The sequence below is a fragment of the Rhizobium sp. CF122 genome, from assembly GCF_000282035.1.
Taxonomy (GTDB): Bacteria; Pseudomonadota; Alphaproteobacteria; order Rhizobiales; family Rhizobiaceae; genus Rhizobium.
The window spans coordinates 1-24042 of record NZ_AKKA01000078.1 but is presented as its reverse complement, the minus strand read 5'-3'; the positions used below and the strand labels follow the sequence as shown (position 1 = coordinate 24042).

Below are 24042 nucleotides of genomic sequence, written 5' to 3'. Positions count from 1 at the left end.
TGGTGGGCGGTGTTTGACGCGTCGCTATGGCGCGCCGTTGATTTCAACGATGTTGCGATCGGGATCGAGCAGATAGGCTTGTGGAAACCCCGCCGGGCCATTGCGCCTAACACGCAACCGCCAGGGATCGCCCTCTGGAGCATCCTCGCGAAAACCCTTCGCAATCAGCCCCCGGATACATCCCTCGAAATCATCGGTACGGAACGCGAAATGTCCGTCGGTCGTGTCTATGGTCGCCGCACGCCGGAAGGTTCCGGCCGGATTGACAATGATGTGGACCTGCAGCGCCCCGCAGGCGAACCACGCTCCAACACTACTGAAAGGTGGCCTCTCGATTTGCTCGAGACCGAAGACATCGCGATAGAAGCCGACGGAACGGTCGAGATCCATGGCGACAATGGAAACGTGATGCAGCATCATCGAAGACATCCCCCACTCGTTGCGACGGCGCTTCGATACGGACCGCGCGCGCCCGGTGGATGATGACACGAATGACAGCCGTCATACAACTTGAAGCCGATCGGGGACGGCACAAGAGCACCATCCCCGATCGGGCATTGCAAGTTAGCAGCGCTTAATGCGCCGCGTCTTCGGCGCCCTCGGCCAGCAGGCCGAATACGAAATCCGCAAACGAACGCCAGCATTCGACTCGGAATGTATCGTCCTCGGTGCGGAAGAGCACGATCTCGGCCTTTCCAAACAGCGTGCGTGAGCAGGCGCCGACCGGGAAGACCTCGAGCGACAGATCCTGCGGGCAGCCCGCGGAGATCGTCGCTTCCGCCCCGGGGCCGGAGACGATAACCGCGACGTTTCGGTGCGAGACGTCGGTGGCCGAATGCAGCACGCCCGACTTGGCGAGCGCACCCATCAGGTCTGCCCCGGATTCGTCGATGACAAGCCATTCATCCGGGCCGAGCCAGAGGGCAGCACGACCACCCTTGCGACCGGAGGTTTTCGGGGAAGCCGGCACCGTGACACCAAGCGCGGAGGAAAGAGCTTTGAGCGACTCGGCCGGCGCGCGAAGCGCCACGCGGCTTGCCGCAGAGGCTGGCGTCAGCCGTACCGTGGCCGAGCCGCCATGCTGGCCGGAAAGAGCGGATTTGCGAACTGCCATATCAGCCATTGATGCGGCCTCCTTCCTTGTCAAAGAACACCATATCAGTCACCTCGACGGCGATCGTCTTGTCGGGCATCGGCACATAGAGCGTTTCGCCCATCCGTTTGCGGCCATCGGCGACCAGCGCAAAGGCGATCGATCGCCCAAGATTTTCCGACCAGTAGGACGAGGTCACATGGCCGAGCATCGTCATCGGCTTCGGCTCGTTCGGGTTGGCGACGATCTGTGCACCCTCTTCGAGCACCAGATTCGGATCCTTGGTGAGGAGACCGACGAGCTGCTTGCGGCCTTCCTTCACCAAATCCGGTCGCTTCAGCCCGCGAATGCCCACGAAATCCGTCTTCTTCTTGGAAACCGCCCAGGAAAGACCGGCATCGTGAGGCGTGACGGTACCGTCCGTATCCTGCCCGACGATGATATAGCCCTTCTCGGCGCGAAGAACGTGCATCGTTTCGGTACCGTAGACGCAGGCGCCGAGCGGCTCTGCATTGGCCCAGACCGCTTCCAGCACCGATTGGCCGTAATCGGCCGGCACGTTGATTTCGAAGCCGACCTCGCCGGTGAACGACACGCGGAACAGACGCGCCGGCACGCCCATGACCGTGCACTCGGCAACGCTCATATGCGGGAAGGCTTCGTTGGAAATATCGACGCCCTCGACCAGCGGGGCGATGATTTCGCGTGCCTTCGGCCCCTGCACGGCAATGACTGCCCATTGTTCGGTCACCGAAGTCAGCCATACCTTGAGATGCGGGAATTCCGTCTGCAGATAGTCTTCCATGTGGTGGAGAACGCGCGGCGCACCGCCGGTCGTCGTCGTCACATGGAAGCGATCGTCAGCCAGACGCCCGACGACGCCGTCGTCATAAACGAAGCCGTCTTCGCGGGTCATGATGCCGTAGCGGCACTTGCCGGGCTTCAGTGTGTCCCAGGCGTTGGTGTACATGAGGTTCATGAACTCGGCGGCGTCGGGGCCGACGACTTCGATCTTGCCGAGCGTCGAAGCATCGAACACGCCGGCGACATCGCGCGCCGTCTTGCATTCACGGGCGACCGCCTGATGCATCGTCTCACCGGCGCGCGGATAGAACCAGGCGCGCTTCCAGTTGCCGACATCCTCGAACACCGCACCCTGCGCTTCTTCCCACGGGTGCAACGGCGTCTTGCGCGCCGGGTCGAACAGCTCGCCGCGCGAATGCGCGATCAGCGTACCGTAGGTGACCGGCGTGTAGGGCGCACGGAAGGTCGTCAGACCGACCTGCGGGATCTCCTTGCCCAGCATTTCGGCGGCAATCGCCAGACCATGCATGTTGGAGAGCTTGCCCTGATCCGACGCCATGCCGTTCGTGGTGAAGCGCTTGATATGCTCGATCGAGTGCATGCCTTCGCGCACGGCAAGGCGGATATCCTTGGCACAGACGTCGTGCTGGAAATCGATGAACGCCTTGGTGCGGGTCTCCGGACCCGCCCCTTCGGCAGCGCCGATCATGCCGCCCGTCCACTGATGCGCCTGCTCGGCGGTGATGCTGATCTTGCCGCCGGATGGTTTGCCGACCGCCTGGGCCATCAGTTCACCCGCGGCCAGCGATTCCTCGATCGTCTGCTGCAGATCATCCGTGCCGTTGCAGGCGCCAACGGAGAGGCAATCCTGCGCATAGGTGCCGGGCAGGAAGCGCTGCGTTTCCGGCTCAAACTTCACCTTGCCGCGCGACTGCGAGAACAGGTGCACCGAAGGCGTCCAGCCGGCCGAGACCAGCAGCGCATCGACCGCGATCTTGCGTGGAGAGCCGCCGCCGTTGCGGGCAACGGTCATGGACGAGATGCGCAGCTTGCCCGAGGTGTTGACGACCGATTGACCGGCGAGCACGTCGATGCCGAGCGAGCGGGCTTCCGCCAGAACGGCAGCACCGGGCGTGTGCCGGCAATCGACGATCGCGGCGATCTCGACACCGGCGCGCTTCAGGTCGAAGGCGGCCTCGTAGGCAGAGTCGTGCGCCGTGTAGACCCCGACCTTCTGGCCGACGGCGACGCCGTACTGGTTGAGATACATGCGCGCGGCCGAGGCCAGCATGATGCCCGGACGGTCGTTGTTCGGGAACACCATATGGCGCTCGATCGCGCCGTTGGCGAGGATGACACGCTTGGCGCGCAGCTGCCACAGACGCTCACGCGGCAGGTGGCGGCCCGGGTTCGCGACATGATCGGTGACGCGTTCGGCGAGACCGACGAAGTTGTGGTTGTAGTAGCCGAAGGCAGTGGTGCGGGTGAGAACCTGCACATTGTCCATCGACTTCAGGCTGGCAACGGTCTTCTGCGCCCACTCATAACCGTCGAGACCATCGATCTTGACACCGCTGTCGAAACGCAGCGCACCGCCGGCTTCCGCCTGCTCGTCACAGAGGATGACCTTGACACCGGCATGAGCCGCAGCAAGGGCTGCCGAAAGACCGGCGACGCCGGCACCGACGACCAGCACGTCACAATGCGCGTAGCGGCTGGCGTAGTGATCGGGATCGGCTTCTTTCGGCGCAACGCCGAGACCGGCTGCGCGACGGATCATCGGCTCGTAGACATGCTTCCAGGCCGCCTTCGGCCACATGAAGGTCTTGTAGTAGAAGCCAGCCGCGAAGAAGGGCGACATCAGGTTATTGATGCCGCCGATATCGAAGGACAGCGATGGGAAACGGTTCTGCGACTGCACGATCATGCCGTCGAAGACTTCCTGCACCGTGGCACGCACGTTCGGCTGCTTGCGGGCGCTGTCGCGCGCAACGTCGATCAGCGCGTTCGGCTCTTCGGCGCCGGCCGAGAGAATGCCGCGCGGGCGGTGATACTTGAACGAGCGGCCGACCAGATGGATGTTGTTGGCAATCAGCGCCGAGGCGACGGTATCGCCCTCCAGCGCCGTATAGCTCTTGCCATCGAAGGTAAAGCGCGCGGTTCTGGCCGGGGTCAGGCGGCCCTTGCCTGCAATACGGTTCGTGCCGCTCATTGTGCTTCTCCTTCGAGCGCTTCGTAGGTCTCGACGGGAGCGTGTGGAACGGCGGCTTCGCCGATCTCAGGCTTCGGCTCGCCTGCCTTATAGGTCATGATGAACTTGTCGCTGATCGTGTCGCGCGCCGCGTTGAAGAAGCGGCCGCATCCGTGCTGGTGGCGCCAGCGTTCGAAGATCAGCCCCTTCGGGTTGTCGCGCAGGAAGAAATATTCCTCGAACGCCTCGTCGGAGATGGAAGCAATGTCGGTCGGGCGAGCGATATGGGCATCGCCGGCGCCGCGGAATTCGAGCTCGGAGCGCTCTTCCTGACAGTATGGGCAGTAGATAAGAAGCATGGTGTCCTCGTGTCAGTGGGCGACAGCGGCAGCGGCGGCTTCGTCGATCAGGCGGCCGGTGCGGAAACGGTCCAGCGTCAGGCCGGCATTGAACTTGTGCACCTCGTCGCGCGCGATCAGATGCGCGAAGAGATTGGCCGAACCCGGCGTCGCCTTGAAGCCGCCGGTGCCCCAGCCGCAGTTGACGTAGAGCCCCGGAACCGGCGTCTTCGACTGGATCGCCGAACGGTCCGGCGTGTTGTCGACGATGCCGCCCCACTGGCGCATCATCTTGACGCGGCGGAACATCGGGAACAGCTCGCAGATCGCATCCAGCGTATGCGTGATGATCTGCAGGCCGCCGGTCTGACTGTAGGAATTGTACTGGTCGGTGCCAGCGCCGATCACGAGTTCGCCCTTGTCGGACTGCGAGATATAGGCATGCACGGTGTTGGACATAACCACGCAAGGGAAGATCGGCTTCAGCGGTTCGGACACCAGCGCCTGCAGCGGGCTCGATTGCAACGGCACGCGCACGTCGGCCATCCTCATGACCGTCGTCGTGTGGCCGGCCGCCGAAACGCCGACCTTCTTGGCGCCGATGAACCCGCGGTTCGTCTCGACACCCGTGACGCGCCCGTCCGGGCCGCGGCGGATGCCGGTCACTTCGCAGTTCTGGATGATGTGGACGCCGCGATCGGACGCCGCACGGGCATAGCCCCAGGCCACCGCATCGTGGCGCGCCGTGCCGCCGCGGCGCTGCAGGGCAGCGCCATTGATCGGATAGCGGGCGCTGGCCGAGATATCGAGCGGCGGACAATAGGCCTTGGCCTGCTCCGGCGTCAGCCACTCGTTGTCGATGCCATAGAGACGATTGGCATGGATATGGCGCTTGAAGGACTGTTGGTCATGCACATTGTGCGACAGCATCATCACGCCGCGCGGCGAATACATGACATTGTAGTTGAGATCCTGCGACAGGTTCTCCCAGAGCTTCATCGAATGCTCGTAGATATGCATGCTCTCTTCGTAGAGATAGTTCGAGCGGATGATGGTCGTGTTGCGACCGGTGTTACCGCCGCCGAGCCAGCCCTTTTCGAGGACCGCGACATTGGTTATGCCGTGCTCCTTGGCGAGATAATAGGCCGCACCCAGACCATGCCCACCGCCGCCGATGATGATGACGTCGTATTCGGCGCGCGGCTCCGGCGAAGTCCATTGCTTCTCCCAGCCCTTGTGGCCTCGCAAGGCCTCCCGTGCCACGGCAAAAACCGAGTATCTGCGCATCCGCCTTCATCTCCTTCGGGGAAAGGTCCCTTCTCGTCGGCCATACAAATCGCAAATCCAAATGCGGCACAACGTTTCTTTTGCGACGCGAAGCGGCTTTTGTTTTGACACACAGCAAGAATGAACGAGATCGCGTAGTCTCGTCGCGGCGGGTAAACACCAGCGGGAAAAGCCGGACCGGCCTGCGTCGGCTTCCGGTCTCTCCATCCTTCTTATTTTAGAGTGTTTGCACTTACAATTTTTGAGCGCATAGTTCACGCGCTGCGCAAGCGCTTTTTGCGCGTTGAGGGTCCCGCGTCCGCAGCAGTGGCAATATTCATAAGCCAGACGTCGGCGCATGTGGGTCGGTGTCCGATCTGGCATCAATTGAAACAGACCAACACGGCTGCGGAGCCTGCTGTGGGGTCATTGGGAGGATTCGTCCTGCAATCGCATTTCATCACCCTTACAGTTGGTCTGCTCTTGTCCGGAGGATACCTCAACGGTCCGGCTGTCGCCGCCGAGGACGCTCTGACCAAGGAGGAAGCGGCAGCGATCGGCGTCGATGCATATCTCTATCTTTATCCATTGGTCACCATGAACCTCACCCGCGAGCAAGCAACCAACGTTGAGGCTGGCAAGACAATGGGACGAGGGCCGGCCAACATGTTCACCAACGTCCCGCAGTTTCCGACTGCGGAATTCAGGGATGTCGTTCGGCCCAATTTCGACACGCTCTACTCAGTCGCCTGGCTGGACATGACGAAGGAACCGATGATTGTCTCGGCCCCCGATACAAACGGGCGCTACTATCTGTTGCCCATGCTGGATATGTGGACGGATGTATTCGCCTCGCCTGGCTGGCGTACGACGGGAACCGCGAAAGCCGATTTTGCCGTCGTTCCCCCTGGCTGGACAGGTAAGGAGCTCCCCGCCGGAACGCAACGGATCGATGCACCGACACCCTATGTTTGGGTCATCGGACGTACGAAAACGGATGGACCGTCCGACTACGACGCCGTTCACAAGATCCAGGCTGGCTACACGGTCACGCCACTGTCGCAATGGGGTAAGACGGCCGAGCCGGCCAAGGTCACGATCGATCCTGACATCGATATGAAAACTCCGCCAAAGAAGACAGTCGACGGGATGGCGGCAGAGGACTTCTTCGCCTAGGCAACGGAACTGCTGAAGGTCAATCCGCCGCACGCCACCGACCAGCCGATCATAAGCCGGATGAAGCGGATCGGGATAGAGCCGGGCAAGAGCTTCGATAAAAGCAAGGTCGCGCCCGACATCGCCGAGGCTTTGAAAGATGTTCCGGCCGAAGCTCAAAAGCTGATGGACTGGAAAATCGCAACGCTTGCTCGCGTTGCCAACAACGCTACTGGCACCCGCAGGGCCGTTCAACCTGAACATGCGCCTTTACGGGCCGAAAAGTGAAGCGCTGACAGGAAAATGGAACCCGCCCGTCGTGGAAATGGTGCCAACGCTCCAACAGGTCACGGCGCAGTGACGCTTTCGCACCTGCCTCAAACGATCCGAGTGGACTGCCCACCAGGCAGAGAGGCTGGCTCTATTCCATCAGGCTAAGAAAGCCCTCGCGCGCACTGGCGCGAGGCTCCTAGGAGGATGGAGCCGACTTGGGCGCAGTCCGCCGCTTCTTGGCAGGCGCGGCGGGCGTTGGCGCTTCGGCTTCTTGCTGCAAGCGCAGCGCCCTCAGCTTCTCCGTCTTCTTTTCGCGAGCCGCGGCCTCTGCCGTGATGATCGCTTTTGCTGTCGTATCGGTGGTAGCCGCCTTATCGCGCGGGGAGAGCTTGGCCGGATTGAAGAATTCGTCTTTTGAAGTCATCTGCTCTCTCTATCTAGACGGAGCCTGCCCGATGGGTAGTTCAGCGGGCCGGACGGACTGCCTTCTTCGGGGCCGGAAGGAGACCTTCGCGCTGAAGCTTCTTGCGCGCAAGCTTGCGCTGGCGGCGAACTGCCTCGGCCTTTTCGCGGACACGCTTCTCGGATGGCTTTTCATAGGCGCTGCGCGCCTTGAACTCGCGGAACAGACCTTCGCGCTGCATCTTCTTCTTCAGGACACGGAGCGCCTGGTCGACATTGTTGTCTCGAACGAGAACCTGCAAATTCTTTCCTTTCGTGCGGCAAACTCGTTTGCCGGTTGGTCAGAGTGGAAATTACTTCCGCACCCTAATGCTTGAAGTTTTCAACCAGGATCCGCCCTGGATATCAGCAGCCGCGTCAACTCTTCGCGTCGGCGATGCCGACTGGTTCACGTCGATATCGCTCTCAAGAATGCGCCGATCGAAGTTTTCGGTCTCGAATCGAACCCGATACTGCGGGCGGCTGCCGTCAGACGGAAGAATCGCCGCAATCTTACAGGTCCTGCTCGCCTCTTCGGTACGAACGAAACCGTCCTTCAGAACGATACTGTCGCCGACAGCGTATCTTGGCATTCGTGCCATTTGGTCTCACCGAACTGTCTTGATCGTCAAAAAGCATAAAAGGCCGGGTTTAACCCCGACCTTCGCCATCAGGCTCTCAGCTGCCAGTACATCCGTGGTCAGCCGGGCCGAATGAGATTAGGCTGCTCGCAGGTTGTCGGCAGAATTCTTGCCGGACTTCTTGTCGCGAACCAGATCATAGGTGATCTTCTGGCCATCGGACAAATTGCCCAGACCAGCACGTTCAACGGCAGAAATATGAACAAAAACGTCCGTGCTTCCGTCATCCGGCTGAATGAAGCCGAAGCCCTTGGTGCTGTTGAACCACTTAACGGTACCTGAATTCATAACGATCTCCTTTCAATGGTCGTTACTGCCATGCGTCTATTCACAAGGCTAAGATCGATTTTGAGAGGAAATCTGACGGAGCTTCGCGCTCTTTGACAAAGGTCACAACCAACAGTCGATGACCTACATATAACGCAAACTGCGGAATAAACAAGGCAAGGAAGCGGGCTATTTAGGTTCAGGCAGGTCGGCCAACGCCAATCCGCGACGCGTCAGGGACACCCAGCTATGCTGGATAGCCGCCTTGTGTGGTCTCAAATAAGGGCGGCACTGGGGACAAGCGGCGGTTTTTTGCGGCAAGAACCGCGAGAGCATATGGACTTCCACCCGCCATTCTGCTATCCGCATCCTCAATCGCAAGGCTCCGGCCGCGCGAACCGTATGTTTTTTGCCTCTGGCGCCTTGCCGACGCCGGCACCAACCAAACCAAAGGAACGTGATTCTCGTGCAGGTACTTGTCCGCGATAACAATGTCGATCAGGCTCTCCGCGCTCTTAAGAAGAAGATGCAGCGCGAAGGTATTTTCCGCGAAATGAAGATGCGCGACTACTACGAAAAGCCGTCGCAGAAGCGCGCTCGCGAGAAGGCCGAAGCCGTTCGTCGTGTTCGCAAGCTGGCTCGCAAGCGGGCACAGCGCGAAGGTCTCGTCGCACGCTAAGCGTAGCTGTCGTTATTTCGACGTTTTCAGATGCATGTTGGCGGGGGCGATCTATTCGCCGCCGCCTTTTTTAATTGCTGCTGAAGCCCGTCCTTGAAACGGACCGGCTGCACTGGGGGAAAACGAGCCCGTATGGCTGACATCACCAAGACCCGCTCTCTGCGTTCGCCGAAAATCGCTGTTCTACCGGTTTTCGCAATCGTCACCGCGCTAGGCCTTGCTGGCTGCACGACAAGCAACACGTCCGATGCCATCATCCGCATCGATAAGGCGCAGGGCTCGCAGGAAAACATCGCCTCGCTGACCTCTGTGATCAATGCCAATCCGAAGGATCCGGAAGGCTACAACGTTCGCGGCTCAGCCTATGGCCGCGGCGGCGATTTCCGCCAAGCGTTGAACGACTTCAATACGGCGCTACAGCTCAACCCGCGTTTCTACCAGGCCTACGCCAACCGCGCGCTGGTCTACCGCAACATGGGCCAGCAGCAGCAGGCGATTCAGGACTACAGCACCGCGCTGCAGATCAACCCGAACTACGACGTGGCGCTGATCGGCCGCGGCAACGTCTACCGCACCGCCGGCCAGGACGATGCTGCCTTCAACGATTTCAACAAGGCGATCCAGAACGGCACGACCGATGGCCGCGCCTATCACAATCGCGGCCTGATCTATCAGAAGCGCAATCAGCAGGATAAGGCGATCGACGACTTTTCGAAGGCGATCTCGCTCTCGCCGAACGCGCCGGAACCCTACAACGGTCGCGGCATCTCCTACATCGCGCTGAATGACGACGACAACGCATTTGCCGACTTCAATCACGCGATCGAGCTCAATGGGAATGTCGCCGAATCCTGGGCCAATCAGGCGCTGGTTTATGAGCGTCGCGGCGAAAAGGACAAGGCGGCCCGCTCCTACCGTCATGCGATCGGTCTCGATCCGAAGTACCAGCCGGCGAAGGACGGCCTGGCCCGCGTAGGCGCAGCGACGACCGGCTAAGGCATAAGCAGGAGACCGAAGATGACAGCCAAACAGCATGTGGTCGTCGTCGGTTCCGGCATTGTCGGTGCCTCCATCGCTTGGCACCTGACGCGTGAGGGCGCCGCCGTCACTGTCGTTGCCGAGGACATCGGCGGTGTAGCCACCACCAGTTCCTTTGCCTGGATCAATGCGAGCTGGGGCAACCCGGAACTCTATTTTCACTTTCGCCGCCGCTCCATGGCCGAATGGAAGCGTTTGGCCCGCGAGCTCCCCGGATTGCCACTGTCCTGGTGCGGCGGCATCTGCTGGGACCTGCCGCCCGATCGGCTCGAGGCGTTTGCCGTCGAGCATGCGTCGTGGGGCTATGGCATCGAACAGCTGGACCGCGCAGCAATTGCGGCCCGCGAGCCTTACCTGAAACAGCTGCCCGATTCTGCTCTCTTGGTCGCGGAGGAAGGCGCGGTTGAGCCGGTGGCGGCAGCGCGGCTGCTGCTCGCCGATGCGGAAGCCAAAGGGGCCAAGTTCGTTAACGCTGCCGTCGATGGATTTATTCGCAGTGGCGAACGGATTTCCGGGGTCGTATCATCGGCCGGTATTATCGGCGCCGACCATGTTGTCCTGGCGGCCGGCGCCGGCAGTGCGCCTCTCGCTGCTTCCGTCGGCGTCACACTTCCCCTGGGGGCGCCGCCCGGCTTGATCATCCACTCCCGTCCATTCGAGAAGCGGCTGAACGGCCTCGTGATGGCGACCGACCTCCATATGCGCCAGACGGCCGACGGCCGCATCATCGCCGGCTCCGATTTCGGCGGTACCGATCCGGGCGCCGACCAGGACGCGACGGCCTCGGCACTCTTTGCGAAGATGAAGGACAGCCTGACGGAGAGCGACCGGCTGAGCATGGAATTCTTCACCGTTGGCTACCGTCCGACGCCCAAGGACGGCTTCCCGATCATCGGCAATTGCGGCCAGAGCGGCCTTTATATTACCGTGCTGCACTCCGGGGTGACGCTCGCGCCGCTCGTCGGTCTACTCGCGTCTAACGAGATTCTTTCGGGTGATGCGGATCCATCTCTCGCTTCCTTCCGCCTCGGAAGATTTGGCTGAAACCACAAATCGAACAAAAATTTGCGAATTGCCAGGCGACATGTTTTAGTGTGTTGCAAGGAGCAACACCTGTCCCTAACATGCAGTCGTTTCGATAGCAGGCTATCAGGAGAGCCGGGGGCGCGTTGAGGGCAATTGCGGTGATCCAGTTTTTTGCTTTCATGCCCGTAAGCGGCGGGCGCGCCGGCGTTTTCGGCTGCGTAAACCAGCGCAGTATAGGCTCATGAAAGGCCGCATCCGCTTCTTTCCGAAGGCGTCGATCGGGACTTACCTGATCGCGATGGCGCTTGCGACGGCTCTGCCGATTTTCGCCCTCGTGGCACTTCTGTTGGCGCAGCTGGAAGACAACCAGCGCTCGATTTTGAAGCGTGAAACAGCGCAGGATGCCACCGCTCTCGCCCGGTCCATCGATCGCCAGCTTCAGGACATGGCTACAACTTTAAGGTTGCTGTCGAATTCGCCGGAACTGGAGAGCAACGACTTCGCTGCCTTCCACGCGCGAACCGAAACATCCCTGCGGGCAGATAATCTGTATGTCATCGCCATCGACGAAAACGGGCAGCAGCTCCTGAACACCCGCCGGGACTATGGCGAGCCTCTTGGCAAGGCTGGCAATCTCCCGTCTGTCGAAGCGGCTATCAAATCCGGCAGGATCGAAGCCTCCGATGTGTTCATGGGGCGAACGAGCGGCGAATTCGTCTACAACGTCACCATGCCGATGCAGACCGGCAAGGTCAGGGCGTTGATCATCACGCAGAACGCCAGGGACCTTGCGAGACTCGTCACCACGGAAGGCCTGCCGAACGATTGGTCCGCCGCGGTCATCGATCAGGGCGGCCATGTTGTGGCCTCCGCCGGCGCCACGAATATCGGCTTCGGCCAACCTTTCAATCCGAGCATCCTGCCGTCGCTGGTCAATTCCAGCGGCGTTTACGAAGATAGGCAGGTCCTGCCGAGGGCAATGTTGGGCTATGCACAGATTCCGGGCTGGTCCTGGAAGGCCGTGATCTGGGGACCCGTCGCCACGGCGCAGGCGTCGATACTGACGACATGGCGCTTTCTGGTCATCGGCGGCCTGGCGCTGATGCTTGTCGCGATTCTGGCCGCCTATGTGGTAGCGCGCCAGGTCCGCACGACGATCCGCGCGATCGCCGACATGGCCAATCGCATGGGCGAAGGCCACATCGTGGCGCCGATCGAGACCAGCGTTATCGAGGCCAACCAGGTCGCGGTCGCGCTCTCCAATGCCTCTTTCGACCGGAGCCAGACCGAGGACCGCCTGCACTTCGTGATGAACGAACTCGTGCACCGCACCAAGAACCTGCTGACCCTGGTGCAGGCGATGATGCGCCAGGTCGCCAAGCGCGCCGACAGTGTCGAGGCATACCAGGCAGCGGTAGTCGATCGCCTCGAAGGCCTTTCACGCTCGATCGATCTGCTCACCAGCGAGCAATGGGCAGGCGCATCGCTGCGGCGGGTGATCGACATCCACTTCAAGAGTTTTCCGCAGGCTGCCGAGCAGGTCGAGATATCGGGCAAGGATTTCACGCTGAGGCCCGAGGTGGTGCAAAACCTCGGCCTCGTTCTGCATGAGCTGGCAACGAATTCGGTGAAATACGGTGCCCTTTCCGTGCCGCATGGCCGTGTTTTGCTGAGCTGGCGGAACGTGCGAGACGAAGAGCGTAGCGAACCCATGCTTCGTTTCGCATGGGAGGAGCGTGACGGTCCGCCCGCGCGCGCGCCAGAGAACTCAGGCTTTGGTACGACGATCATCAAGAACCACGCCGCTGCCGCTTTTGGTGGCACCGTCGAAATCGACTTCCGGCCGGAAGGCTTTTACTGGGCATTGACGGCCCCTCGCCGCACTTTGGAGCGTGCATAGGCCACGGAACAATCCCGCCGAACGTTCGTTTCGGAAAGGCTACTCGAAAGGAGAAGACCATGTTCAGGGAAACGATGATTGCCGCGGCGGCTGCCGCAGTAGCCGCCATCGCAAACCCGTCAAGTGCCGCAAATTACATCGCGCTCGGTCAGCTCGTCTGCGGATCGGAGGGCGGTCAGGGATTGATCTTCACCTCGCAGAAGAACCTGCTCTGCACCTACACGCCGGCGGAAGGCGGACCCAAGGTCGTCTATGCCGGAACGATTCAGAAATTCGGCCTGGATGTCGGCCAGACCGGCAAGACAGTCATGATATGGCAGGTTCTGGCCAAGACCGGAACCGATATTCCCGACTACGCGCTGGCCGGTGAGTATTACGGCGTCGGAGCAGATGCGAGCTTCGGCGCGGGTGCGGGTGCCAAGGTGATTGCCGGTGGTACAAACCAATCCTTCATGCTCCAGCCACTGAACGTGCAGGCCCAGGAAGGCCTGAACCTCGCGCTCGGCGTGGAGAAACTGACGCTGGCGCCGGCTGCCACCTGATCGCAGGTCGCACCGGGGAGGAGAGAGGCCCCTGCCTCTCTCCTTTCTATTCCCGTGGAGCGATGCGTCGCCTAAGACCACAACGTCCGTCCGATTGAACCAACCATTCTGCCGGTTACGGGGCAAAACAACGGCGTGGATCGAAAGCCGGGCTCTCGCTGTGATCAGCAACCTGACGAGGCCTCAGTGGCCGATCGCCTTGTTGATTTCCTCGGTCACCTTCTTGGCATCGCCGAGCAGCATCATCGTGCCGTCCTTATAGAACAGCGTATTGTCGATGCCGGCATAGCCGGAGCCGAGCGAGCGCTTGACGAAGAGGCAGGTCTTGGCCTTGTCGACGTCGAGGATCGGCATGCCGTAGATCGGCGAGGTCTTGTCGTCGCGCGCCGCCGGATTGGTAACGTCGTTAGCGCCGATGACATAGGCGACATCCGCCTGCGCGAATTCCGAATTGATATCCTCGAGTTCGAAGACCTCGTCGTAAGGCACGTTCGCTTCGGCCAGCAGTACGTTCATGTGGCCCGGCATGCGGCCGGCGACCGGATGGATCGCGTATTTCACCTCGACACCGTTCTTCTTCAGATTGTCGGCCATTTCACGAAGTGCATGCTGCGCCTGCGCCACCGCCATGCCATAACCTGGAACGATGATGACCTTCGAGGCGTTCGCCATTAGATAAGCGGCATCTTCCGCCGAGCCGAGCTTGACCGTTTTGTCGGAATTGTCCGCGCCGCCTGCAGCCGTTTCGCCGCCAAAGCCTCCGAGGATGACCGAAATGAACGAGCGGTTCATGCCCTTGCACATGATGTAGGACAGAATCGCACCGGAAGAGCCGACGAGCGCACCGGTGATGATCAGCGCCAGGTTGCCGAGCGTGAAGCCGATACCGGCCGCCGCCCATCCCGAATAGGAATTCAGCATCGACACGACGACAGGCATATCGGCGCCGCCGATCGGCACGATCAAAAGCACGCCGAGCGCCAGCGACAGCGCGACGAGCGCCCAGAAGTCAACATGGCTTTCCGTCGCGGCCAGGCCGATGATGAAGAGCACAATCAGCGCCAGGAGAGCGGCGTTGATCAGATGCCGGAAAGGCAGGAGGATCGGCTTGCCGGACATGCGCCCGTCAAGCTTCAGGAAGGCGATGATCGAGCCGGTGAAAGTCAACGCACCAATCGCGACACCGAGCGCCATTTCGATCCGCGCCTCGGTATGGATCTCACCGATGTTGCCGATGCCGAAGGATGACGGCGTGTAGAGCGCGGAAGCCGCCACCAGCACGGCGGCAAGGCCGACCAGCGAGTGGAAGCCGGCGACCAGCTGCGGCATCGAAGTCATCGGAATGACGCGGGCGATATAGGCGCCCGCACCGCCGCCGATGGCAAGGCCGAGAACGATCAGCACGAAACCGCCGAAGGACGGCGTTGCCAGCGTCAGCGTTGTGAGGATGGCGATCCCCATGCCGACCATGCCGTAGAGATTGCCCTTGCGGCTGGTGGCCGGATGAGAAAGTCCGCGCAATGCCAGGATGAAGAGAACCCCGGAAACAAGATAGAGGAAGGCTGCGATACTGGTCATGCGGTCCTCACTTGTCCTTCTTCTTGTACATCGCCAGCATGCGCTGGGTGACAAGGAAGCCGCCGAAGATGTTCACGGAGACGAGGACCAGCGCGATGAAGCCGAAGCCGGTCGCAAGCCCACTCGTCGAAATGCCGACCGCCAGAAGCGCACCGACGACGATAACCGAGGAGATCGCGTTGGTGACAGCCATCAGCGGCGTGTGCAGCGCCGGCGTCACCGACCAGACGACGTAATAGCCGACGAAGATCGCCAGCACGAAGATCGCGAACTGGAACACGAAGGGATCGATCGCGCCGCCGGTTGCGGCACTTGCCGCTTCGGGGGCATGAGCGGCAGCAGCCGTCACCGCGTTCACAGCCTGGTTCAGCTGCTCCAGCGCCTTGTCCATTGCTTCACTGGCCATCAGTTATCCCCTTCTTCGCGCCGCCGAACGCCGGGTGCGCGACATTGCCCGCATGCGTCAGCATCGTCGCCTTGATCAGTTCGTCCTCGAGATTGAGGGCGATCGTCTTCGTTTCCTTGTTGACCATGGTCTCGAGGAAGGTGACGAGGTTCTTGGCGTAAAGCTGAGAGGCACTGGCGGCAATCCTGCCGGCCATGTTTGCAAAGCCGATAACGCGCACGCCGTCGACGTCTGCGACCTTGCCCGGCTTGACGCCTTCGATATTGCCGCCGCGCTCGACGGCGAGGTCGACGGCAACCGCACCCGGCTTCATCGACCTCAGCATCTCGCGCGACACCAGCTTCGGTGCCGGGCGTCCGGGGATCAGCGCCGTGGTGATGACGATGTCCTGCTTGGCGATGTGATCGGCCACAAGAACCGCCTGCTTCGCCTGGTATTCCTTGGACATTTCCTTGGCGTAGCCGCCAGCGGTCTCGGCCGCCTTGAATTCTTCGTCCTCGACGGCGATGAATTTCGCACCCAGGGAAGCAACCTGTTCCTTCGCCGCCGGGCGAACGTCGGTCGCCGAGACCGCAGCACCGAGACGACGAGCCGTGGCGATCGCCTGCAGCCCGGCAACGCCGGCGCCCATGACGAAGACCTTGGCCGCCGGAACGGTGCCGGCGGCCGTCATCATCATCGGCATGGCCCGATCATACACCGCCGCCGCTTCGATGACTGCCTGGTAGCCTGCCAAGTTTGCCTGCGAGGAAAGAACGTCCATTGACTGCGCGCGCGTGATGCGCGGCATCAGTTCCATGGCGAAGCTGGAGAGCCCGGCCTTGGCCATGGCGGCGATCGCTTCGTCGTTGCCGTAGGGATCCATGACCGCAATCACGATCGCGCCGCTCTTGTAGCCACCGATCTCTTCGTCCGTGGGACGGCGCACTTTCAGCACTACATCGGCCGTGGCCGCAGCACCGACGGAGCCGATCCGTGCACCGATCGCTTCGAACTCCGCATCCGGAATTTTCGACTTGGTCCCCGCTCCGGCCTCGACGACGACGTCGAGCCCAAGCCCTACCATCTTCTTTACGGTTTCGACGGACGCGGCGACGCGCGTCTCATCTCCCGTGGTTTCTTTGGCGACAAAAACAATATTGCCCAACCGCCCCCTCCTCCGGGTCAGCCAGCCTGCCGCAGGTCCTCCCTGCTCAGTCCGAACATTCAGTCAAAGCTCTGGAAAAGCGCCCCTCCCACGCCGCGCTTAGCGCAGCAGAACGAGGCCAGCGATAAAGACGATCAGCAGGACGACGAGGCCGCCAAGGAAGCCAGCACCGGTGAAGAAGCCAGCGGTCATGCCGAGCAGGAGCGCGACAAGAAACAGCGTGCCGTACTTCGCTGCGGCAAGGAACATGCTGTAAGTCTGCTCATGTTCCTTGTAATCCATCGGCGCGCCAACTTCGGCAGGTCCGGTGTGATGCTCAGCCATGAATATCGTCTCCCTCAAACTTCCCGGCCGATAAAGCAATGCGGCCGGTCGACTGCCGTGATTCCCTCGATCCCGCGAGGGAATTTCCCTGCAGAGGGATTACACAAAGCTTTGATAAAGCGCAATGCATGAGAATGCCGCAGGCAGGCGTGCATTCTCAGCCAAATTCAAGCGGATGGGATCACAGCGGAAGATCGGTTCCGAGATCGCCTTCAGCCATGAAACGTGCCGTCGGGATGATGGTGAGCGGCGGCAGCGTGTCATTGGGAGTGCGCGAGAACATCATGCGCTGTTCGCTGGCGCTGGAGATGAAGAAGGGATAGCGCGTCAGGAGCTTTCGGCCGACCTCGATGACATTGGTCGCCATCAGCGTCAGATCGAAACCGTAGGTCTCGGTCATGCGGCTCGCGACGACGGTATCGGCATAGAAGACACGCTTGTAGAAGGCCGCATGCGCCGGGCGCACGTGCTGCATCACACGGTCCGCGCGAAAATGCGCGGCAGCGACGATGTTCGGACGCAGCGTAAGATAGGGAATCCACGGCATTTCCGTGCTGAGTTCCGGATCCGCAGCGAAGCGCGCCGGATCGATCAGGCTCAGTCCGGCATCCAGAAACCCATCCATTTCCACCGGAAAGATGCCGCCCGATTGTGAGACACGATGGTCCGGCGTCACGTGATGGATGCGGATCGTGCTGACGAGCTGTTCATAATAGTACAGTCCGAAAACATAGGCCTGACTGTCGAAGTCGGCCTCGTCGATCATGCTTTTGGCGGCGACTGGAAGCACTTCACGGGCCTTGTAGGCCTTGTAGCGCAGGCGCTCCACCTCTTCCATATCCTCGCCGCTTTCGACGCGGCGGTATTCGACGTGGTTCATTATTTCGAGGAGTTTGCTGCTGAAATCACTCGTCTTTAAAGGGTTGTCTGCCATAGTTGCTCGGTTCGCCTGTTAACGAAGCATTAATCATATGGAACCAGCGGAAGAGCAACAACGGTGCGAGAATTTGCATTATATTTGAATTGTTAAGGTTAACGGCGCTGCGTTTGCGCGATGCATCCTCGGCTGCAAAAGCGAGCGGGCTTATGCAACTTTCGAGCGACGACGCGGCGCCGTGCGGCGGCTGAGGCTTTGGGAGAGGATGGCGATGTTCTGCGCCGGAACTGCCGGCGAGAAAACGTAGCCCTGCACGAGATCGGTGGCGCGATACTTGTTGAGCAAGGCCAGTTGCTCGGTGGTCTCGACACCTTCGGTGACGATCTTCAGACCGAGTTCGCGCGCCAGGTTGACGGTGCCGCGCAGCAGCTTGAGCCGACGCCCGTCCTCGACGATGTTGCGCAGGAACGAGCGGTCGATCTTGACGATGTCGAGCGGCAGCGTGTCGAGATAGCTGAGGCTGGAGAAGCCGGTGCCGAAGTCGTCGATCGCAATCGTGATCCCGCGTGCCCTCAGTTCGGCGAGGATCGCGCGCACCGCAGCCGGCTCGTCGATCAGGCAGCTTTCGGTGATCTCCAGATGCAGTCGCGCTGGCTCGAGGCCCGAGGCCTCGAGCGCTTCCGCGACCACGGCAAGAATGTCGGCGTCACGCAGATCGCGCGCCGACAGGTTGACCGAAACCGCGATATGATCCGGCCAGTTCATGCAGTCCTTGCACGCCTTCATCAGGATAGAGCGGGTGATCTCGGAGATGATGCCCATCTCTTCGGCAAGGCGAATGAAGACATCCGGTGGGATCGCGCCCTTCTCGGGATGCACCCAGCGCGCCAGCGCCTCGGCACATTCGATGCGCGTTCCGTCCGCTTTGAACATCGGCTGGTAGGCAACGCTCAGACCCTGGTTTCCGATCGCTTCGCGCAGATCCGCCTTGAGCTTCTGCTGCTCGATATAGCGACCGTCCATCTCGCGTTCGAAGCCGGCAATGCCACCGCGCTGCTTCGACTTGCTCTCGAAGAGGGCGAGATCAGCCTTGATGCTCCACTCCTCCATCGCGAAGGCATCGCTTTCCAGGATCGCAAAGCCGGCACTCAGCGAAACGAGGAAGGTGACGTCATCCGCCTCGTAATTGCCCTGGATGCTCTCGTGGAAGCGGTGAATCTCCGCGTCGAGCGTGGCCATGTCCTTCGCATGCGGGAAGAAGAGAATGAACTGGTCACCCATCAAGCGGCCGACGATGGCCTTGCCCGCCTGCTTGGCGATACGGCTTGCGATGGCGCACAGCAACCGGTCGCCGGTGATGTGCCCGCGCATATCGTTAACATGCTTGAACTCGTCGATATCGAGAACCATGAAGGCGACGGGGCCGCGCTTCTTCTGGTGCTTGGTCAGGTAGTCCTGCACGAGATGGCTGAAGTATTCGCGGTTCGGCAGACCGGTCAGCGCATCGAAGCGAACCATGTGCAGGATCTTCTGCTCCGCCTTCACGCGGCTCGACACGTCTTCGAAAATCAAGACGGCACCGCCATCGGCGCGGCGGCTCGCCGAAAACTCCAGCGACAGATCCTCTGGAAAGTGAATCAGCGTGCGCGAAAGCTTGCCCTCGGCGACATGCGTCATCTGCCGCAGGATCAACTCCGGCTGCGTGGAATCCATAAAGCTGTAGCGGGCGCCGTAGCGCAGCACCGCGCCGAGGTCGCGTTCCTTCAGCCGCTCAGGGTCGCCGATCTTCAGAAGGTCGCAGGCCTTGCGGTTGATAACCTGGATACGGTTTTCCGGATCGACCATCACCAGGCCATGCGGCATGTTGTTGAGTGCCGTGTCGAAGCGGTCGGCGATCATCGAGATCTCGCGACGCGCAATGACGTTCTCATAGAGGAACTCGCGCACGCCGTTGGCCATTGCCCGCGTCGTCAGGCCGAACGGAATGAGGAAAGCCGACAGGATCGCGCGATAGAAGTCGAGCGCCATCAGGCTGCAGATGATCATCGGCAGACAGCAGGCCAGCGTCTGCAGGTCGATCGCCTTTTGCGATCCATAGTTTCGGCCGACGACGGAGACCATCGACGCCATGGTGACCGCGATGCAGGCGAGCTCGGCGAACGGATCCTGCAGGATGAAGATCGCGTAACCGCTGCCGATGCCGAGGATCGTCGCGGTTGACGCGGCACCGATGACGTAGACGGTTTCCCAATGTTCGATCTGCTCGCGCGAGAGCGTCCGCTTGTCGACCTTGTCGAACATGCGGAAGGTGACCATCCGGCCAGCGAAAACCGCAAGGAAACCGACCGACAGGACGACATAGAATGGAGAACTGGTTTTCAGGGCAACGGCGAGGAAGGCAACCACATGCACGACGACGCCCGCGACGAGTGTCATGCGATTCCCGAAGAGGGAGCTGACAAACGACAGATAAACGTCGGTAGGGACCCTGTTCGGGTTATGTGGCTTCATCCATACTTTCCCTGTGCGGCGAAACCTTACCCGCAACCCTTTAAAAATTGATTTCGGGTAATCGATACATTTTGTCGAATTTTTCAAAACCCTGGGATGAATTTTAGCGTTTGCAAGGACTTATGCAGCCATTCAGAGAAGTTTTCGGGCTTAGCGGCTAGCCACAGGTTGTCTTGCCGCTTCACTATTAACGCCACGCGCGTCTGGGAGGGTCTGTACGACTATATTCCAACACGCCCCCTTTAATCTTTCAATTTGAAAAGCCGTGGTCTAAACCGGTGAAAAGATAAAAGGCGCATAAAAACGCGCGACATAACAGGGGGGGAAGGCATGCCGGCTTTGTTGACCGTCAGCCGGTTGATCGATGCGGTCAGCCAATTCATGGGCAAACTATCCGAATACATGGTGCTGTTCTGCTGTCTGATCAGCGCCGCCAACGCGCTGATCCGCTATTCTCTCAACTACAGCTCCAACGGCTGGCTCGAGATCCAATGGTATCTCTTCGCCTTCATCGTCGTGCTGGGCGCTGCTCATACGCTGCGCATGAACGAGCACGTGCGTGTGGACCTGATCTATGGCGCAGTCTCCGACAAGACGAAGATCTGGATCGACATCATCGGCCTGATCGTGTTCCTGATCCCGGCCTGCATCTTCCTGACCTGGCTCTGCTGGCCGTTCTTCCTGTCCTCCTACCAGCAGCATGAGATCTCCGCCAATGCCGGCGGCCTGATCCGCTGGCCGGTCAAGCTCATCCTCCTCCTCGGCTTCGGGTTGCTATCCCTTCAGGGCATCTCGGAGTTGATCAAGAGGATTGCTGCCCTCACCGGCTACATCCTGATCGATACAAAATACGAAAAGCCGCTGCAGTAAGCCGGACCGGGAGGAACACCATTGTTTGATTTCGGCATCATTCCGCCGGCCATGTTCGTGGGCATGGTCCTCTTCATGCTCTACGGCTTTCCGGTCGCCTTTTCGCTGGCTGCCGTCGGCCTGTTCTTCGGGATTATCGGCATCGCCACCGGACATTTCAGCGAAGCCTTCCTGCAAGCGCTGCCGCTGCGCTTCTTCGGCATCGTCTCCAACGACCTGCTGCTCGCCATCCCCTTCTTCACCTTCATGGGCGCCATCCTGGAGCGCTGCGGCCTTGCCGAGGACCTGCTCGAGGGAACCGGCAAGCTGTTCGGCCGCATTCCGGGCGGCCTTGCCTACGCGGTGATCCTTGTCGGCGCCGTGCTCGGTGCCATCACCGGCACCGTTGCTGCCTCGGTCATTACCATGGGCGTCATTTCGCTGCCGATCATGCTGCGTTATGGCTACAGCCCACGGCTCGCCACCGGCGTTATCGCCGCCTCCGGCACCATCACCCAGGTCATTCCGCCGTCCCTCGTGCTCGTCGTGCTTGCCGACCAGCTCGGCAAATCGGTCGGCGACATGTATCTCGGCGCTATCGGCCCGTCGATCCTGCAGGTCGCGATCTTCATGGGCTATATCCTGATCTTGTCGATCTTGAAGCCCGCCACCGTGCCGCCGCTGCCGAAGGAAGTGCGCGGCGACTTCACCTGGGGGCTGCTCCTGAAGGTGCTGTCGGGAATGGTGCCGTCGATCGTGCTGATCTTCCTCGTCCTCGGCACGATCTTCATGGGACTGGCGACGCCCACCGAAGCCGGTGCGCTTGGCGTCGTCGGCGCCATGGTGCTTGCCGCCATCCATCGCCGTCTCACCTGGCCGCTGATGCAGGAAGCGATGCGCTCCACCATGCACATCACCTCGATGGTGGTGATGATCCTGATCGGCTCGACCTGCTTCAGCCTCGTCTTCCAGGGCATGGATGGCTCGCGCTGGATCGAGCACATGCTGTCGGGTATCCCCGGCGGTCCCGTCGGCTTCCTGATCTTCGTCAACATCTTCATCTTCGTGCTGGCCTTCTTCCTCGATTTCTTCGAGATCGCCTTCATCGTCATCCCGATGCTGGCACCGGTTGCTTCGGCGCTCGGCATCGACCTGATCTGGTTCGGCGTGCTGATTTGCGTCAACATGCAGACGAGCTTCATGCATCCGCCCTTCGGCTTCGCGCTCTTCTACTTGCGCTCCATCGCCGATCGCAGCGTCAAGACCTCGGATATCTACATGGGTGCCCTGCCCTGGGTCTGCATGCAACTGATCCTGGTTGCGATCGTGATTTTCTGGCCACAATCGGTAACCTATTGGCTCGATAAAGGGCCGAAGATCGATCCGAACTCGATCAAGATCGAGGTGCCCGGCTTCGGCGGCAACGGCTTGTCGCTGCCACCGCTGGGAACACCGGGCGGCGCTTCACCACAGATGCCCGGCCTGACCTTGCCGCCGCTGAATGGCCTGCCCGGCCAGCCACCGGCGCCCGCGCCGGCAACTCCCGCGCCACCGGCCACCGATCTCAGCCAACCACCCAAGATCAACTGACAACAAAAAAGCCCCGGACCGAAATCCGGGGCTTTTTCTTGTCTCGGCGTGAGCCAGCGCTTAGATCTTGCCGGCCCGCTGCTGGATCATCATGAACGTGTCGAACGTGTATTCCGACAGCTGCGCCCAGAGGTAGGCATCGCGCTTGAACGCGGTCTGATCCTCGTAGATCTTCTTGAAATACGGGTTGGATGCCGAAATCTCGGCATAGATGCCGAGGGCCGCCTGGAAGCAAGCTTCCAAGATGTCCTGGCTGAAGGGCCGCAGCGTCGCGCCTTCCGATACCAGCTGCTTCAGCGCCGGCGGGTTTTTCACATCGTATTTCGCCATCATGTTGGTGTTGGCAAAGGCACAGGCATCGGTCAGCGCCGCCTGATAGTGCTTCGGCAGGCTGTTCCACTTTTCCAGATTGAAGAAGGCGTGAACGGTCGGACCGCCTTCCCACCAGCCGGGATAGTAGTAGTACTTCGCAACCTTGTGCAGACCGAGCTTCAGATCGTCGTAGGGGCCGACGAATTCGGAAGCGTCGATCGTGCCCTTTTCGAGGGCCGGATAGATGTCGCCGCCGGCGATCTGCTGCGGAATGACGCCAACCTTGCTGATGACCTGACCGGCAAGACCGGCGATACGCATCTTGACGCCCTTCAGATCGTCAAGCGTATTGATTTCCTTGCGGAACCAGCCGCCCATCTGAGCGCCCGTATTGCCCGCCGGCAGGCCGTAAATGCCCTGCGTGGCGTAGAACTCGTTCATCAGCTTGTTGCCGTTGCCTTCGTAGAACCAGGCATTGGTCAGGCGTCCGTTGAGACCGAATGGGATTGCCGTGCCGATCGCGTAGGTCGGATCCTTGCCGACGAAATAGTAGGAGCAGGTATGCGCTGCCTCGACCGTGCCGGCGCTGACGGCATCAGCCGCCTGCAGGCCCGGAACGATTTCGCCTGCGGCAAAGGGCTGGATGGTGAAGTTACCATCAGTCGCTGCAGCAAGGTGCTTGGAGATATCGTCCGCCGCGCCATAGATCGTATCGAGGCTCTTTGGGAAAGACGACGTCATGCGCCAGGAAATCTTAGGGTTCTCTTGTGCAATGGCGGGCGCCGCCAATGTAC

22 protein-coding genes and 1 pseudogene are annotated in these 24042 nt (G+C 60.7%); 8 read left to right on the top strand and 15 right to left on the bottom strand.

Going from position 1 to position 24042, the window contains the following annotated elements; genetic code table 11:
* Positions 1-24 precede the first annotated feature (24 nt).
* The 5 genes from PMI09_RS18565 to PMI09_RS18545 all read right to left on the bottom strand — a co-directional run bounded on the left by PMI09_RS18565 (position 25) and on the right by PMI09_RS18545 (position 5713).
* A complete protein-coding gene (locus tag PMI09_RS18565) occupies positions 25-420 on the bottom strand; it encodes a VOC family protein (RefSeq protein ID WP_007797715.1) in 396 nt (131 codons plus the stop codon).
* A gap of 154 nt (positions 421-574) precedes the next feature.
* Positions 575-1123 carry a sarcosine oxidase subunit gamma gene (locus PMI09_RS18560; RefSeq protein ID WP_007797712.1) on the bottom strand — a complete coding sequence of 183 codons (549 nt, stop codon included), beginning with the start codon at positions 1121-1123 and terminating at the stop codon, positions 575-577.
* Positions 1116-4109: a sarcosine oxidase subunit alpha gene (locus tag PMI09_RS18555; RefSeq protein ID WP_007797709.1), complete on the bottom strand. Its 2994-nt coding sequence runs from the start codon at positions 4107-4109 to the stop codon at positions 1116-1118. The genes PMI09_RS18560 and PMI09_RS18555 overlap by 8 nt, the downstream gene beginning before the upstream one ends.
* Complete coding sequence (locus PMI09_RS18550) at positions 4106-4447, bottom strand: sarcosine oxidase subunit delta (RefSeq protein WP_007797704.1); 342 nt, start codon at positions 4445-4447, stop codon at positions 4106-4108. The genes PMI09_RS18555 and PMI09_RS18550 overlap by 4 nt, the downstream gene beginning before the upstream one ends.
* Before the next feature lie 12 nt (positions 4448-4459).
* Positions 4460-5713 carry a sarcosine oxidase subunit beta family protein gene (locus tag PMI09_RS18545; RefSeq protein WP_007797701.1) on the bottom strand — a complete coding sequence of 418 codons (1254 nt, stop codon included), beginning with the start codon at positions 5711-5713 and terminating at the stop codon, positions 4460-4462.
* A 456-nt stretch (positions 5714-6169) separates the two neighbouring features.
* Here PMI09_RS18545 and PMI09_RS18540 point away from each other — a divergent pair.
* Positions 6170-7072, top strand: a pseudogene (locus tag PMI09_RS18540) (DUF1254 domain-containing protein); the annotation flags it as partial.
* Between the two features lie 244 nt (positions 7073-7316).
* Here the strand turns inward: PMI09_RS18540 and PMI09_RS18535 are convergent.
* The 3 genes from PMI09_RS18535 to PMI09_RS18520 all read right to left on the bottom strand — a co-directional run bounded on the left by PMI09_RS18535 (position 7317) and on the right by PMI09_RS18520 (position 8490).
* Positions 7317-7544, bottom strand: a complete 228-nt coding sequence (locus PMI09_RS18535) for a hypothetical protein (protein WP_007797695.1) — start codon at positions 7542-7544, stop codon at positions 7317-7319.
* A 40-nt stretch (positions 7545-7584) separates the two neighbouring features.
* Positions 7585-7824 (bottom strand): 30S ribosomal protein S21, encoded by a 240-nt coding sequence (gene rpsU, locus PMI09_RS18530; protein ID WP_007527643.1) that lies wholly within the window; start codon positions 7822-7824, stop codon positions 7585-7587.
* 456 nt (positions 7825-8280) lie between these two features.
* Positions 8281-8490 (bottom strand): cold-shock protein, encoded by a 210-nt coding sequence (locus PMI09_RS18520; RefSeq protein WP_007797690.1) that lies wholly within the window; start codon positions 8488-8490, stop codon positions 8281-8283.
* 445 nt (positions 8491-8935) lie between these two features.
* Between PMI09_RS18520 and rpsU (PMI09_RS18515) the strand changes: the two genes are divergently transcribed.
* From rpsU (PMI09_RS18515) to PMI09_RS18495, 5 genes are all read left to right on the top strand, one after another.
* Positions 8936-9148: a 30S ribosomal protein S21 gene (gene rpsU / locus PMI09_RS18515; RefSeq protein ID WP_003585885.1), complete on the top strand. Its 213-nt coding sequence runs from the start codon at positions 8936-8938 to the stop codon at positions 9146-9148.
* A gap of 132 nt (positions 9149-9280) precedes the next feature.
* Positions 9281-10144, top strand: coding sequence for a tetratricopeptide repeat protein (locus tag PMI09_RS18510; RefSeq protein ID WP_007797686.1), 864 nt, complete (start codon positions 9281-9283; stop codon positions 10142-10144).
* A gap of 21 nt (positions 10145-10165) precedes the next feature.
* On the top strand, positions 10166-11230 hold the full coding sequence (locus PMI09_RS18505) for an NAD(P)/FAD-dependent oxidoreductase (protein ID WP_007797683.1): 1065 nt from the start codon (positions 10166-10168) through the stop codon (positions 11228-11230).
* A gap of 223 nt (positions 11231-11453) precedes the next feature.
* The gene (locus tag PMI09_RS18500; protein ID WP_007797681.1) at positions 11454-13112 is read left to right on the top strand and encodes a sensor histidine kinase; all 1659 of its coding nucleotides are present in this window, start codon (positions 11454-11456) and stop codon (positions 13110-13112) included.
* Between the two features lie 59 nt (positions 13113-13171).
* On the top strand, positions 13172-13654 hold the full coding sequence (locus PMI09_RS18495; RefSeq protein ID WP_007797679.1) for a DUF992 domain-containing protein: 483 nt from the start codon (positions 13172-13174) through the stop codon (positions 13652-13654).
* 183 nt (positions 13655-13837) lie between these two features.
* Here the strand turns inward: PMI09_RS18495 and PMI09_RS18490 are convergent, their stop codons facing one another.
* The 6 genes from PMI09_RS18490 to PMI09_RS18465 form a co-directional block, all read right to left on the bottom strand.
* Positions 13838-15232 carry an NAD(P)(+) transhydrogenase (Re/Si-specific) subunit beta gene (locus tag PMI09_RS18490; protein WP_007797677.1) on the bottom strand — a complete coding sequence of 465 codons (1395 nt, stop codon included), beginning with the start codon at positions 15230-15232 and terminating at the stop codon, positions 13838-13840.
* A gap of 7 nt (positions 15233-15239) precedes the next feature.
* A complete protein-coding gene (locus tag PMI09_RS18485) occupies positions 15240-15638 on the bottom strand; it encodes a proton-translocating transhydrogenase family protein (protein WP_007797674.1) in 399 nt (132 codons plus the stop codon).
* Entirely contained in the window at positions 15628-16785 is a 1158-nt protein-coding gene (locus PMI09_RS18480; RefSeq protein ID WP_007797672.1) for a Re/Si-specific NAD(P)(+) transhydrogenase subunit alpha, read from the bottom strand. Before PMI09_RS18480 ends, PMI09_RS18485 begins: the two co-directional genes overlap by 11 nt.
* A gap of 99 nt (positions 16786-16884) precedes the next feature.
* Positions 16885-17109 carry an aa3-type cytochrome c oxidase subunit IV gene (locus PMI09_RS18475; protein WP_007797669.1) on the bottom strand — a complete coding sequence of 75 codons (225 nt, stop codon included), beginning with the start codon at positions 17107-17109 and terminating at the stop codon, positions 16885-16887.
* A gap of 181 nt (positions 17110-17290) precedes the next feature.
* Positions 17291-18043: an N-acyl amino acid synthase FeeM domain-containing protein gene (locus tag PMI09_RS18470; protein WP_007797667.1), complete on the bottom strand. Its 753-nt coding sequence runs from the start codon at positions 18041-18043 to the stop codon at positions 17291-17293.
* A 150-nt stretch (positions 18044-18193) separates the two neighbouring features.
* Positions 18194-20497 (bottom strand): putative bifunctional diguanylate cyclase/phosphodiesterase, encoded by a 2304-nt coding sequence (locus PMI09_RS18465; protein WP_007797663.1) that lies wholly within the window; start codon positions 20495-20497, stop codon positions 18194-18196.
* A gap of 330 nt (positions 20498-20827) precedes the next feature.
* Between PMI09_RS18465 and PMI09_RS18460 the strand changes: the two genes are divergently transcribed.
* Positions 20828-21367, top strand: coding sequence for a TRAP transporter small permease subunit (locus PMI09_RS18460; RefSeq protein ID WP_007797661.1), 540 nt, complete (start codon positions 20828-20830; stop codon positions 21365-21367).
* A 21-nt stretch (positions 21368-21388) separates the two neighbouring features.
* The gene (locus tag PMI09_RS18455; protein WP_007797659.1) at positions 21389-22936 is read left to right on the top strand and encodes a TRAP transporter large permease; all 1548 of its coding nucleotides are present in this window, start codon (positions 21389-21391) and stop codon (positions 22934-22936) included.
* 60 nt (positions 22937-22996) lie between these two features.
* Here PMI09_RS18455 and PMI09_RS18450 read toward each other — a convergent pair whose 3' ends face one another.
* Positions 22997-24037, bottom strand: a complete 1041-nt coding sequence (locus tag PMI09_RS18450) for a TRAP transporter substrate-binding protein (protein ID WP_081499093.1) — start codon at positions 24035-24037, stop codon at positions 22997-22999.
* Positions 24038-24042 lie beyond the last annotated feature (5 nt).

Coding starts and splice junctions, on each gene's coding strand:
- PMI09_RS18560 (WP_007797712.1), bottom strand. CDS start 1,123: ATGGCTGATATGGCAGTTCGCAAATCCGCTCTTTCCGGCCAGCATGGC.
- PMI09_RS18535 (WP_007797695.1), bottom strand. CDS start 7,544: ATGACTTCAAAAGACGAATTCTTCAATCCGGCCAAGCTCTCCCCGCGC.
- PMI09_RS18550 (WP_007797704.1), bottom strand. CDS start 4,447: ATGCTTCTTATCTACTGCCCATACTGTCAGGAAGAGCGCTCCGAGCTC.
- PMI09_RS18565 (WP_007797715.1), bottom strand. CDS start 420: ATGATGCTGCATCACGTTTCCATTGTCGCCATGGATCTCGACCGTTCC.
- PMI09_RS18495 (WP_007797679.1), top strand. CDS start 13,172: ATGTTCAGGGAAACGATGATTGCCGCGGCGGCTGCCGCAGTAGCCGCC.
- PMI09_RS18545 (WP_007797701.1), bottom strand. CDS start 5,713: ATGCGCAGATACTCGGTTTTTGCCGTGGCACGGGAGGCCTTGCGAGGC.
- PMI09_RS18510 (WP_007797686.1), top strand. CDS start 9,281: ATGGCTGACATCACCAAGACCCGCTCTCTGCGTTCGCCGAAAATCGCT.
- PMI09_RS18505 (WP_007797683.1), top strand. CDS start 10,166: ATGACAGCCAAACAGCATGTGGTCGTCGTCGGTTCCGGCATTGTCGGT.
- PMI09_RS18470 (WP_007797667.1), bottom strand. CDS start 18,043: ATGGCAGACAACCCTTTAAAGACGAGTGATTTCAGCAGCAAACTCCTC.
- PMI09_RS18520 (WP_007797690.1), bottom strand. CDS start 8,490: ATGAATTCAGGTACCGTTAAGTGGTTCAACAGCACCAAGGGCTTCGGC.
- PMI09_RS18475 (WP_007797669.1), bottom strand. CDS start 17,109: ATGGCTGAGCATCACACCGGACCTGCCGAAGTTGGCGCGCCGATGGAT.
- PMI09_RS18555 (WP_007797709.1), bottom strand. CDS start 4,109: ATGAGCGGCACGAACCGTATTGCAGGCAAGGGCCGCCTGACCCCGGCC.
- PMI09_RS18490 (WP_007797677.1), bottom strand. CDS start 15,232: ATGACCAGTATCGCAGCCTTCCTCTATCTTGTTTCCGGGGTTCTCTTC.
- PMI09_RS18465 (WP_007797663.1), bottom strand. CDS start 20,497: ATGAAGCCACATAACCCGAACAGGGTCCCTACCGACGTTTATCTGTCG.
- PMI09_RS18460 (WP_007797661.1), top strand. CDS start 20,828: ATGCCGGCTTTGTTGACCGTCAGCCGGTTGATCGATGCGGTCAGCCAA.
- PMI09_RS18500 (WP_007797681.1), top strand. CDS start 11,454: ATGAAAGGCCGCATCCGCTTCTTTCCGAAGGCGTCGATCGGGACTTAC.
- PMI09_RS18485 (WP_007797674.1), bottom strand. CDS start 15,638: ATGGCCAGTGAAGCAATGGACAAGGCGCTGGAGCAGCTGAACCAGGCT.